A 12,934-nucleotide genomic window follows, 5' to 3' on the forward strand; every position below is an offset into this window, starting at 1 on the left:
TCATCTTCTCCCATACTTTAATTTAAAACCAAGTCATATATACATTTTATCATATCTACCCATTAATTAATTAACTATTTTAAATTTTAATAGTTAATTAATTTATTCTCTAGTTTTTTAATCTTATATGTATAATTAATATACTCTATCTCATCAATTATACTAACAATTTCATTATAGACCTCGTCTCCACTGAAAGTTTGTTTAACTATAACTTCATCTAAAATTTTATTTTTGCATTTTGAACATTTACCGATAGCTATAAATCTCCACTTAACAGGAATAAAATCGTATTCAAGTTCTATATCTGCATTACATTTAGGACATTTACATTCTATTTGTTTTCTATCCAATTCATATTCATTTAAATTTTTTATATCCATTGCAGGCATATTATATATATCCTTAATTATATAATTTTTAAGAACCCTTGAATTATATATTCTCTTAAATACCTCAGCTGTGTATTTTGCATCATTCAATGCATCATGCAACTTATTATTATCTACCCTAATCTTTAATTCTTCTAAGGCATTTCTTAAGCTTAAAGATTTTTTCTTTGCTAAAATCTTAGTAGAATACTCTTGTAAGTCCAAATAATTCTTTAACCAATTTAAGTTTTCATACTTGTAGTATATTGCATTATTTATTATTTGAATTATATCATCTTTTGCCCAAGAGCATATTATGTCTCCTTCATCAATTAATTTTGATAATTCTTCAATTCCATCTTTAAAAGATAATCCATTCTCTAAATCCTCTTCAGTTATATTAGTTATTTCAGAAATTTTAGGGTTTAAAATCGGAATTACAGATGGTTTAATATATGCTTTAAACTCATCAAGTGGCTTCATATAATTATCCAATTTTATTGCACCTATTTCTATTATTTCATTATCCAAGTCAGCATTTTCAAGGCTTGGATACTCTGTAAATAAATTAGGATAATACTTATGTATGCCTTCTAAATTATTAAACTCCAAATCAATTATTATAAATGCCATTTTATACCTCTCATTTTTATGATTATAAGTATATTATGCCATTTTTCCAAATATTTTTCACTATAATTCCCATAAATAAGAGATAAATATTATATTCGTTGCTCCGTCGCAAGCTCCAAGTCGCCCTCATACGATATTTACATACTCCTAACTAAAGGTAATAATTCCTCAATACTTCGGAATTATAAAAATTACTCTATTTAATACTTTTTATAATCTGTTATTTATACTTTATTTTAACTTAGGCTCATTTTTATTTAAATGTTTGTAATTACTATTCTTTTTATTAAAGATATATTGTTTTTATAGAATTGTATTCTAAATAAATATATAATTTAAATATATATTTATTGCACAATTGAATTTTTATACGAGTTGGTTATTAATAAACTAATCGATAAATATGAGTTTGGGGAGGTAAAAATTTAATGAATTATACACATTTTGTTTCTGTGGCTGGGTTGATCAGTAATGATAATGGCGAAATATTATTAATAAATAGTCCTTGGAGAGGATGGGAATATCCAGGTGGAATGGTTGAACCAGGAGAAACATTTCAAGAGGCTCTAATTAGAGAAATAAAAGAGGAATCAGGAGTAGAAGTTGAAATTACAGGCTTTATTGGCTTATGTAAAAACGTGGATAAAGATATTGTAAATATCGATTTTTCTTGTAAATATATCAAAGGTGAACTTACCACAAGCAATGAAAGTTCAGAAGTTAAGTGGGTAAAAAAACAAGATGCATTGGAAATGATAACTTTACCTTTGACTAAAAAAAGGTTAGAAAATATGTTATCAGGAATTGATAAAGTTAATTGTTTCGGTTTTGGAATAGATCCATTTGAAATAATTAAAGAGGATACCTTTAATGTCGGAAATAGATAAATTCTAGCTTTGTGTTCAGATTATTAGGAGAATCTTAATCTATTGCGAATTAAAAGTGGATAAATTAAATTGAATTAATTTAATTTATCCACTTTTATACTTTCCATTCTTAACATAAGTTTAAAACAAAGGCTTAACTTAACGTAGTAAGCTCCAAGTCACACTAGCATCATATATTTTCCCCTTGGACCTAATGGTAATAATTCCTCATTTCATTGGCTAATTGTCATCAAAGTTTATTCCGGCAAGTTTCATTAGATGTACTGCATTTTGAGTCTTACTCTTTCCTTCTCTTAGCTTATAATCAAACTTTATCTTATTATCTTCATAGTATTCTTGGAAATTATAATTAGTAAGCCACTTTCTAGTATCTTCTAAATCGCAAAGTTCTAAGTCATGTGTTGAAACTAATCCCATAGATCCATTATTGACTAATTGATTTATAAGAACTTTAGCTCCCTCATGCCTATCTCTTGAATTTGTTCCTTTAAAAATTTCATCTAATAAGAAAAATACCTTTTCTCCTTTTTTAGCTGCTTCTATCAATATTTTTATTCTCAATATCTCCGCATAAAAAGAAGATATACTTTCTTCTAAATTATCTTTAGTCCTCATGCAAGTATATAAACTAAAAATACTGCATTTAAACTTTTTAGCACAAACTGGTGCTCCAATATAACTTAATAGTAAATTTAGTCCTACAGTTCTTAAAAAAGTACTCTTACCAGACATATTAGAGCCTGTAATTAAAGCAACTTTTATACTTCTTCCGTTCTTTGAATTTAAATTGAAGCTATTAGAAACTGCTTTTTCTCCTAGCATAGGATGAGCTACAGATACCCCTTCTACGCTATCATCTTCACTTATTTCTGGAAAACTCCATGTATCAAAATCAAAGGCTAAATTAGCAATACTTGATAAGGCCTCAAATTCTCCCATAACCTCAAGCCACTCTTTAAGATTACTTCCATTTGACCTTCTCCAATCTTCTAAGTTTCTTAAAATAAATGTATCTGACAGAATAGTTACATTTAAGATTAAATAATAAGCATTTCCACTGCTATCTCCTAGCCAATCTACTAATGACTTTAAAGCTTTAATTTCCTTTAAAGCGCTTTTATTTTCATTTACTAGTTTTTTCTTCAATCCGTTTAATAAATCAGATTTAAATTCTTCCTTTTCTATTAAGCTAAATATATTAGCATAAGATTCAATATCTTTTTTATGGCTACTAAATAAAGAAATTACTTCAGCAAGATCCTTAGTTAGAATCTTTACAACTAGATAATTGATCATAAATACTAAAATTAAATATGTTATAGGTAAAATCCTTAAAATTACTAATAAAATAGAGATAATTGTTATAGCTATAAATATATATGGGACTATTTTTAATAATGGTTTTATTTCTTTCTTAGATACTGCCCATTTTAATAATTCATCAACATCCTTTATCCCACTTTTCTTAAAGGTTGATTTTATCTCTAATTCCTGTCTCCACTTAACTTTCTCGCCTAATTCTTTTATAGCTTCTTGTTTACTTATTATTTCTTCTTTATTAGGTATATCTTTTAAAGAGATTATCTCACTTAATTTCTCTCTACCAAATTTAGTTTTAGTAGAGTTTATCATTTGAAATAATGAATTTCTTCCAAAGATATCTAAATCACTCGTAAATGGGTGCTTATCATTTAAAAACTCTTCACCTTTATCTTGTTGTTCCTTAAAAGTTCCATTTATCCTATCTATTCCTCTATTATTAATAGATATATATAGTTGACATTCCTTCTTTTTCTTTATAGCTCTATTATGGAAAATAGCTACAATAATAAATATTAAAAACCCCAAAATAATAGATGAAACTAAAAGCAATATATTTTCATTCTTGTAAAAATAATATCCTGCAAGAATAGTTAGTATAACTATTACTAATCTTATAATTGAAATTATATTAATTGTACTATTTGAACTTTTTATATCCTCACTTTTGTTTGCAATCTCCTCTTTATAAAAGTTTAATGCATTATTCATATATACACCACCTCACTAGATTATTTTACCATAATAAAGTGGATATATGTATCTTTACTTATGACCTCAGATTCTCTCCAAGTCACCGCAAATTACATATATCCACTTCAAAACTAATTTCTATTATTTTAGTGAATTATATATTGTCTCTAAGTTATATCTCATACCTTCTATGTAACTCATATTATCTTCTTTTGTTTCAAGACTATAAACTTTTACTACCTTAGCTCCAACTTCATTGGCTAAAGTTTCAGCATTATCACCACTTGAAGTAGACTCATTAAATATTACCTTCACTCCATTTTCCTTACTATAACTTACTAATGCTTCTAAATCTTTAGGTCTTACTTCACCTTCGTCATCAAAAATACCAGTTATACTTTTTTGAATTAATCCAAAGTCTTTACATAAATATGCGAAGGCTGCATGTCCAGTAACAAAATTTTTATTAGTTAATTCCTTAAATTTATTTTCATATTCATCATGTAATAAATCAAAATCACTTTTTAAAACTTCAAAATTTGCTTCATAATATTCCTTATTTTCTGGATCTACTTCTATAAAAGTATTTTTTATATTTTCTGCCTGTATAATAGCGTTATCTATGCTTAACCATACGTGAGGATCTACTCCATCATGCTCATGTTCTTCTTCGCCATGCTCTTCGTCATCATAATCATGAGAATCTTCTTCTGAAATATTTATTGCCTCAATACCATTACTTGCTTCTAAAACTTTTACATCTTTTCCCTCTATAGTTCCTAAAACAGAGTCTATCCATTCTTCCATATCAAGTCCATTATATATAAATATGTCAGAGTTAATTAATTTCTGTGAATCTCTTGGCTTTGGATCAAAGTTATGTGCATCGCTCCCATCAGGAATTATAGAAAACACTTCTACTTTATCTCCACCAATAGCTTCTGCAAAATCCTTTAATGGATTTATAGTAACTCCAACTCTTAATCTTTCACCATCATTATCTTCTAAATCCTTACTTACACATCCAGAAAAAGAAATTAATATACCTAAAATAAGTCCTAAACTTATTATTTTTTTCTTCATTATTACACCTCGTTTATGCAAATGATTTGCATTATTATAGGTTTATTGTATATCCTAATATTTCTAATGTCAATAGTATTATAACCATTATTATAGATTAATATAATTAAACTCTATATCTTTTTCATTAAATATATTTCTTTCTCTTCCTTGGCATGTAAATATAATCAATTGACTAAAATTAGAATCTATTAATAAATCTAGTGCATTCTCTGTTCTTATATCGTCATACTGGACAAAAGTATCATCTAATATTACCGGGAATTCCATCCCCCTATAAATCATATTTATAAAAGATAATCTTAATGATAAATACAGTTGATCATTAGCTCCGTTACTTAATATAGCTCCAGGTAAGATGTCCCTTCCCTTTCTTACTTTCATATCATAAGAATCCGATACCATGACATCTTCATATTCCTTGTTAGTTAAAGTTTTAAAATATTCAATTACATTTGAATTAAGTACATTTCCAAAGTTTCCTCTAACCTCTCTAATTGACTCATTCATACTCTCTATTGCTATTTCTGTAGCTTTAAGTAACTTTTCTAATTTATTAATTTTTTCTTTAACAGCTTCAATTTCTTCTTCTATTAATGGTATTGTTCTTTTACCTAAAAATCTATTATTTAGATGATTTTCAACATCCTTAATTTCCTTTTCAACTTCAATTAATTCATGAGACTTTAAAGAAACTTGATTGTCTATCTCCTCTTCTGATGAATAACTATAGTTGATATTTTCATTTATTATATCCTTCAAATCTTCTTTTATAGATTCTATATCCTTGTCCTTCGTTAAAGCCTTATATGCACCTTCTATATTCTCTAATGTTTTTAAAATTTCATCTTTTTGTTTAATCTTATCTTTAATTTCTAGTAATTTTTCTTCTAACTCATATAAGTCTATATTTTCTAGCCCTATATATTCTAACTTTTCTCTTATTCTTTTTTCTCTAATATTTAATTCCTTCTCTAATTTTTCAATAGATTTTTCTTCTTTTTCTATATCGATTTTTAATGATAATACCTCTTTATTAACCTCTTCATACTTTGAAAGCATTCCTAGTACAGTTTTAACATCATCAGTATTAGCAACCTTTAAAATACTACTTATGAAATCTTCATTTCTTTTGTAGCTTTCTTTAACTACCTCTATATTTAAATATCTTATTTGAGCTTCTTTCTCTGATATTTTTATATTTTGTTTCTCTAAATAAATATTATAATCATCAAAGAGCTTTAACTTTTTAATAAAATCTTCATAAGATACTGCTTCAACTAATTTCGTATGCTTAAATATTTCTTTTTCTATACTTCTTATCTCATCCTCTAAAGATTTAATATTTAAAACTGATTTACTTTCACTTCCAAGTTCTATTTTTAATGTAATAGATTTATATGCTAAAAGAACTAAAATCCCCGCAGTAAATCCAACTAATAACATATTTTCTCTATAGAATATTATTAGAAATACCAATAAAAATAGATTTATAATAGTTGCTAAAGAAAATACTTTAAACTTATTTTTTAGTTCTTTATTTTCTATATTAGATTGGTTGCTATAATTTTCTGCTCTAAATTTAAGTTCTTTAAGTTTATCTTCATACTTCTCTAATAACTGACCTATATTATCCCTAATTCCTTTAAAGTTTATTGCACTTCCTATAAAACTTTCTTTTTTATAAATATCACTTCTTATTAAGTCTATCTCCTTATTTAACTCATCATAATTATTGATTTTTTCTATTAAGTTATCTCTCTCCATTACTGCTTTTATAAAAGAATTTTTATCTTCACTTGATAGATTTTCAATAAAAAGTAAACTTTCATAACTTTCTCTTTTAGAAGAATATATTTCTTTGCTTTTACTTAAACTTTTTTCTTCCTCACATTTCATATCTAATAGACTAAAATAAAGAGAGTTTTCATCCTTTATATCATTAAGTAAAACCTCATCTATAATTCCATTCCTTGAAGAAATGCTCTCTTCTATATATCTTTCTTTTTTCTTCAACTCTTCTCTTTTCTTTAGATATTGTGTTATTTCCTCATATTCTTTTTGTAATTTTGATTTTTTTAAATATTTTTTATAGATATCTAGATTTTTTATCTCTGTTCTTAAATCATTTCTTTTTTCTCTTAGGTGTATTAAAGTATTTTCTTTATCTATGTTTTCTTCTGATAACTTATACCCTTCATACTTTTCCTGATTAAGGTCATTAAGCCTATTTCTCAATATATCTAGTTCTCCAGTTTTTCTAACTGTAGATATAGACTTTTTTATAGCTTCAAGTCTTTCTAATGACTTTTGAGCAGATATATTAGTATCCTCATCATCAAGTAAATTAGCTGCTTTATCGATTATTTCTTCTTCCTTATCTTTAGAAATCGATACTCCTAATTGATTTATAAATAAGGTTTTAAAGAATGTAGATGAATTTACATTAAAAAAGTATCTTCCTGGTTCATCCTTAGGAATTTCAGTAACAATTTCTCCACTTTCTGCATCTAATATTTCAGATGTGTCTTCTTTTTTAGTTGCTCCAAAGCTTCTTCTAATTATATATTTTCTATTATTATGAGTTACGTATAACTCTCCTCTTATTTTTTCACCATCTACAGGGGTAAATCTTACTCTATCATTACTCTTCAAATCCTTTGTCCTTTTAGAATTCATTCCATAAAGCCAAATCCTGATAAAGTTTTGAATAGTACTTTTACCCTTTTCATTTTCTCCATAAATCAAATTAATTTTATCTTTCAAATAAATTTCTTTATCTTTTAGTCCAGCAAAAGAAATTATATTAATTTTATCTATAATCATTTAAATTCACTTCCTCTTGGGATAGAGATTGTATTCCTAATTTTAATGCCATTTGTAAAATCTCTTTGTTACACTCTTCCTCTTTCATTTTTTCTAATAACTTTTTTGCATAAACACCTTTGATAGAATAGTCTTTTGATATTTTATCAAAATCTAATTTAACTTCTGTCTTATCAATAACCTTTACAAAATAAAAATCATTTTTTATTTTTTCTAATATTACATCTTCCTTAAGATTAATATAGGATTCTATTTCTCCCTTGAGTATAATCTTATATAAATTGTTTTTTCTTTCTTCATCACTAATAGATGATATTATTTTTAATCTTACTTCATCATAGCTAACTGAATTACTTATATCTATTTCTTCAACATAATAATTTCTTTTAGATGTTCTAATAAATCTTAAATCAACTGCTCCCTTAGTTACTTCACCAAGAATAATCCCTTTATCTCCAAGTTCATCAAATCCTCTTCCTTGTGGACACCCTGCATAGGCATAAAAAGTATTATTTTCTCTTAAAATCCCACTAAAGTTATGTCTATGTCCAATAGCAATATAATCTAATCTACTATTTTCAATATCTTTTATTGTAATTGGATTATATTCATTTCCTTCATCTGTATTAGAGATATCTCCATGAATAGTCATTATGTTAATGTAATTTTCTTTAATATTAACATCTTTTAGCATGCTTTTTCTTACATGATATTCATTAAAAGCAGCACCCCAAACTACAGTATTTAAATCTTCTAAAATTACATGCTCAATATTACCTTTAAATATATGAACATTATCTGGCCAATTTATCATCTTATAAAATGATTTTTCATTATAAGGATCATGATTTCCAGGTGATATAAATACTCTTATGTTACTTATTCTTTCAATTTGATTCTTAATAAATATTAATGTTTTCTTATTTATAGTTAGATTGTCAAAAATATCCCCAGTCAATAATAAAATATCAACAGAATTTTCCATAGTTGTATCTATTATCTTGCTGAAAACTTCTAAAAGTTCCTCTTTACTTATTATAGATATATTTTTATCTAGATCTTTAAATGGAGTGTCAAAATGTAAATCTCCTGCTTGTAATATCTTAATTTTCCTCATATTATCACCTTTAAATCCTGCGAACTTTTGTTCTATTTTATCATTTTTAAACTCCTTATACAAGGGAGATGAGAATATAATACTAGCTGTTCCGTCGCAAGCTCCAAGTCACACTAGCATTATATTCTCATCTCCTAAACCTAAAGGTAATAATTCCTCATTTTATTCGGAATTATAAAATTGCCTTGAATATTATTATTGACATTTAACTATTAATATTATTTTAAGTCTGTCGCAAGCTCCAAGTCGCCAGAACATAATATCTATAGACTCATAGACTAAAGGTAATAACTCCTCATTTCATTCGGAGTTATGAAAATCACTTTGAATATTATTATTGCCATTTAACTATTAATATTATTTTAAGTCTGTCGCAAGCTCCAAGTCACACTAGCATTATATTTTCATATTTAATTAACTTTTTATTTCTTATATATTTTTTGTACTTATGGCATTATACACCAATAATAATATATAATATGAATATCTATTATGCACACTTATATTTAATAATGAAAATGAAAGAATTAAGGAGGTCTTGCTTTGCAAAACTTAAGTTAAATTGTGAAAAACACTATTATTCAAAAATCCTTAAGGATTTTTCACCTTAATTTTTTCATTCCTTAATTTTATAATTCTTTCATTAATAAATTGCTTTGCAATTTTAATAAATAACGAAACAAAAGGACCAAATTACATTGGTCCTTTTTAAATGCCTTCAAAACTTCTTAAGAAGTTTTTTCTTAAGTTCTACATTTTACATTTTTCATTTTACATTACTAAAAAGTTTCACTTTTTAGTTTGTTACTTCTACGTCTCCAATTCCAACCTCAAGATCAAAGGTATATTTTGCATCTCCTGATGTTTTTGCTTTTATTTTGGCATCTCCAAGCCCAGATGATGAAGTTATATTTATTGGTGCATTATCTGGAACTCTAATTCTTGCACTTCCTACTCCTCCTTCAAACTTTAAATTTCCATTTATATCTCCTAAGGAAACATTTGTTTCACCAATGCCACCCTTAATGCTAATTTCTCCTGTTTTTTTACTTGTTTCTAAAGTTGTATTACCAACTCCACTTTCTAAATCTAACTCATTGAAGGATATTTCATTTAAGGTTAAGTCTCCAACTCCGTTTTCTATATCAACATTATTTAATACTAAATCATTGATTTCGTATTCACCTACACCTAAATCTAAGTCTAAATCTCCATTAAAGCTTCTTGGAACATCTATTGTTAAATCGCTTTTAGAATTATCCATAACCTTAATAGTTTTCTCTGACTCTTCTATTATTATTAACTTATCAGATTTTCTTTCTGTCTTTATACCCTTAGAGTATTTACTTAAGTTTCCTGAAATCTTTATATCTGATCCATCATAGTAATTAATTTTAACATTACTTACGCTTATACTAATATCTAATTTACTAATTTCATTCATGTCCTCTGAAATATCAACCTTTTCATATGAACCTGTTGAATTATCAGTGTTCCAGCTACCTCTTCTACTTTCTATTCCAAATCTAATTCCACATCCTCCAAGTAAAGAAGTTAAGGTTATTGCTAATACAATATTAATAATTTTTTTCATTTTATTTCCCCCTAGATAATATCTAATTTTTTGTCTAAATAATCAATGGCTAACCAAGTGATAAAAGCAATCCAAGCAAAATTTAAAAGTAATGATATTACATCAATTTCAATAAAACTACCCACTTCCATATAAATATATGGTAAAAACCATGTTACTATTTTAATAATGCCTTGAACAATTAATTGAATTGTTCCTCCACCTATTATTATCGCAAATATACGTAACGCTTTATTGTTTATATATGATGAACATATTATTGTATAAGATATAATAATAATATAAGCAACTGTTGTACCAAACATTACTGCTATAGATGATATATTAGTTAAATTCATGAAATCACCCTTTGTAAATAAAGAGGATAGAGATGCAACAAAAACTATTATCCCTTGAAGTATAATGAACTCCATAATTTTAGCTATTATAAATTCAGAAGATTTTACAGGAAAGGTAAATAATAATTTCCCCTTTTCCTTAGATATCTGTGATTGAAATTTAAAAATAGACCATATGAAGTTAATGGATAAAAAAGTAACAATAAAGCCTACATTTACAAATGACATAATTTGGCTAATTATTGGTACTTTAGTAATAATACCAATAGAATTAAAAAGCAAAATGACTAACCCAACTATATATAATATTAAGCTTTTTCTTGTATGATATTTACCAAAGTTATATTTTAATAAATTTATTATATTTCTCATATTAAACCTCATTCCTTATTATTCTGCGAAGATTTTTCTATAAATCTCATCAATAGAACCTTTATATTTAGCTCTAAGCTCTTCAGCATCTCCCTGTTCTATTACCATTCCCTCACCTAAGAATATTACTTCATCAAAAATTCTTTCAAGTTCTCCTATATAATGAGTAGTTATTATCATAGAACTATCTTCAGATAATTTATCTAGAATTGCATCTAGTATTTTTTCTCTTGAAACAGGATCTACTCCTGATATTGGTTCATCTAACATATAAAGTTTAGTATCTCTACTTAAGGTCAATGATAAATTAAACTTCTCCATCATTCCCTTAGACAACTCTCTTATTCTTAAAGATTTATCTAAATTCATAAAGTTTAAGTAGTAATCCATCTTTTCCTTACTAAAGTCATTGAAAAAATCACTATACAAATTAATAGCATCCTTTATTCTCATAGACTTATTAAAAATATTTGTATCCTGTAAAAAAGCTATATCTTTTTTAGTATCAAATCCTAATTCATTTCCATCTATCTTAATTTCACCATTATCAGCCTTAAGAAAACCTTGAATAGTGTTTAATAATGTTGTTTTACCTTGCCCGTTTGGTCCCATTATTCCTAGAACCTTTCCCTTTTCTAAATTAAAGCTTATATCCTTTAATATTTCTCTTCCATTTATCCTTTTACTTATATTATTAACCTCTAATAAATTTTCCACTTTAATCCTCCTTATATCTCTCTGATATAATTGCTAATATATTCTCCTTAGTAAAGCCTAATGCTTTCGAATCTTCTATAAATTTATCTATAGTTTCATTAAATAATTCTTTCCTTAAAGACTTAATCTTTTCATTATCCTCAGTTACAAATTTTCCTATACCTCTTTGTGTATAAATTAGTCCTTGGTTTTCTAGCTCATTATAAACCTTTTGTATTGTGTTAGGATTAACTTTAATTTCATTTGCATACTCTCTAACTGACAACACTCTTTCGCCTCCTTTTAATTCCCCAGAAACTATTTTCTTTTTCATAAAAGCAATTATTTGAAGATATATAGGTTCTTTTGAATTTAATTCAAACACCATAAATTTATCTCCTTTCTATACAGTACTAGTGTGTTAATTACATAGTACACTAGTACATGTATACTTGCTATCTTCATATATCTTTGTAATTAGTCGTTATATAGATTTATATTCTATATGCTTTAAATCTCTTTTGTTTGCTAAGATACCAATTTATTTTAATAAAAGAAAGAAGCCTATTAAAATAAAAATTAAATTTTTATTTTAATAAAGGCTTCTCCCTTTTTTAGAACGGTACAACTACGATATTCTTTGGCGGTATATCCATCCTGTTATTAAAACCTTGTGTTCTTTGTTCCTGTGGCTATTTTATTGAATGTTCGTATTGTTCTACCATTCTTTTTACCATTTCGCCACCAACGGAACCACATTGTTTTGAAGTTAGGTTTCCATTGTAATCAGTAAATGGAACTCCTAATTCTCCTGCAACTTCATTTTTAAATGTACTTAATCCCTTTCTTGCTTCTGGAACTAATGTTTTTGCCATTTGTAATTCCTCCTTTGGCTGTTGGTTTTGTAAACTAACTTTTAAATGGAACTCCCTCACATTTGAAAGTTTAATGTTTACACTATTATATTAACCCGAGCTAGCTTTTATATTCCTAGCAATTAATGG

General features: G+C 26.5%; 11 protein-coding genes. 1 reads left to right on the plus strand and 10 read right to left on the minus strand.

Translation table 11 applies throughout. The features are described from left to right. Nucleotides 1-86 precede the first annotated feature (86 nt). Entirely contained in the window at nt 87-1,004 is a 918-nt protein-coding gene (locus tag QK892_RS11415) for a 3'-5' exonuclease (protein WP_317273679.1), read from the minus strand. Nucleotides 1,005-1,432: 428 nt separating this feature from the next. On the opposite strand from QK892_RS11415, the gene QK892_RS11420 reads away from it, so the two are divergent. Continuing rightward, on the plus strand, nt 1,433-1,891 hold the full coding sequence (locus QK892_RS11420; RefSeq protein ID WP_317273680.1) for an NUDIX hydrolase: 459 nt from the start codon (nt 1,433-1,435) through the stop codon (nt 1,889-1,891). 219 nt (nt 1,892-2,110) lie between these two features. On the opposite strand, the gene QK892_RS11425 is transcribed toward QK892_RS11420, so the two are convergent. The 9 genes from QK892_RS11425 to QK892_RS11465 form a co-directional block, all read right to left on the minus strand. Further along, nucleotides 2,111-3,922: a MutS-related protein gene (locus QK892_RS11425; protein ID WP_317273681.1), complete on the minus strand. Its 1,812-nt coding sequence runs from the start codon at nt 3,920-3,922 to the stop codon at nt 2,111-2,113. A gap of 123 nt (nt 3,923-4,045) precedes the next feature. After that, a complete protein-coding gene (locus QK892_RS11430) occupies nt 4,046-4,987 on the minus strand; it encodes a metal ABC transporter substrate-binding protein (RefSeq protein WP_317273682.1) in 942 nt (313 codons plus the stop codon). A 90-nt stretch (nt 4,988-5,077) separates the two neighbouring features. After that, complete coding sequence (locus QK892_RS11435; protein WP_317273683.1) at nt 5,078-7,813, minus strand: AAA family ATPase; 2,736 nt, start codon at nt 7,811-7,813, stop codon at nt 5,078-5,080. Continuing rightward, a complete protein-coding gene (locus QK892_RS11440) occupies nt 7,800-8,930 on the minus strand; it encodes a metallophosphoesterase family protein (RefSeq protein WP_317273684.1) in 1,131 nt (376 codons plus the stop codon). Before QK892_RS11440 ends, QK892_RS11435 begins: the two co-directional genes overlap by 14 nt. A 796-nt stretch (nt 8,931-9,726) precedes the next feature. Next, nucleotides 9,727-10,524 (minus strand): DUF4097 family beta strand repeat-containing protein, encoded by a 798-nt coding sequence (locus tag QK892_RS11445; RefSeq protein WP_317273685.1) that lies wholly within the window; start codon nt 10,522-10,524, stop codon nt 9,727-9,729. An 11-nt stretch (nt 10,525-10,535) separates the two neighbouring features. Beyond that, a complete protein-coding gene (locus QK892_RS11450; RefSeq protein ID WP_317273686.1) occupies nt 10,536-11,234 on the minus strand; it encodes a hypothetical protein in 699 nt (232 codons plus the stop codon). An 18-nt stretch (nt 11,235-11,252) separates the two neighbouring features. Beyond that, a complete protein-coding gene (locus tag QK892_RS11455; protein ID WP_317273687.1) occupies nt 11,253-11,951 on the minus strand; it encodes an ABC transporter ATP-binding protein in 699 nt (232 codons plus the stop codon). Nucleotide 11,952: 1 nt separating this feature from the next. Beyond that, a complete protein-coding gene (locus tag QK892_RS11460; RefSeq protein WP_317273688.1) occupies nt 11,953-12,318 on the minus strand; it encodes a GntR family transcriptional regulator in 366 nt (121 codons plus the stop codon). Between the two features lie 304 nt (nt 12,319-12,622). Then, the gene (locus tag QK892_RS11465) at nt 12,623-12,805 is read right to left on the minus strand and encodes an alpha/beta-type small acid-soluble spore protein (RefSeq protein ID WP_317273689.1); all 183 of its coding nucleotides are present in this window, start codon (nt 12,803-12,805) and stop codon (nt 12,623-12,625) included. Nucleotides 12,806-12,934: the final 129 nt, after the last annotated feature.

Source organism: Clostridium lamae (assembly GCF_033043255.1).
Lineage (GTDB): Bacteria > Bacillota > Clostridia > Clostridiales > Clostridiaceae > Clostridium > Clostridium lamae.

Coding starts and splice junctions, on each gene's coding strand:
- QK892_RS11415 (WP_317273679.1), bottom strand. CDS start 1,004: ATGGCATTTATAATAATTGATTTGGAGTTTAATAATTTAGAAGGCATA.
- QK892_RS11420 (WP_317273680.1), top strand. CDS start 1,433: ATGAATTATACACATTTTGTTTCTGTGGCTGGGTTGATCAGTAATGAT.
- QK892_RS11425 (WP_317273681.1), bottom strand. CDS start 3,922: ATGAATAATGCATTAAACTTTTATAAAGAGGAGATTGCAAACAAAAGT.
- QK892_RS11430 (WP_317273682.1), bottom strand. CDS start 4,987: ATGAAGAAAAAAATAATAAGTTTAGGACTTATTTTAGGTATATTAATT.
- QK892_RS11435 (WP_317273683.1), bottom strand. CDS start 7,813: ATGATTATAGATAAAATTAATATAATTTCTTTTGCTGGACTAAAAGAT.
- QK892_RS11440 (WP_317273684.1), bottom strand. CDS start 8,930: ATGAGGAAAATTAAGATATTACAAGCAGGAGATTTACATTTTGACACT.
- QK892_RS11445 (WP_317273685.1), bottom strand. CDS start 10,524: ATGAAAAAAATTATTAATATTGTATTAGCAATAACCTTAACTTCTTTA.
- QK892_RS11450 (WP_317273686.1), bottom strand. CDS start 11,234: ATGAGAAATATAATAAATTTATTAAAATATAACTTTGGTAAATATCAT.
- QK892_RS11460 (WP_317273688.1), bottom strand. CDS start 12,318: ATGGTGTTTGAATTAAATTCAAAAGAACCTATATATCTTCAAATAATT.
- QK892_RS11465 (WP_317273689.1), bottom strand. CDS start 12,805: ATGGCAAAAACATTAGTTCCAGAAGCAAGAAAGGGATTAAGTACATTT.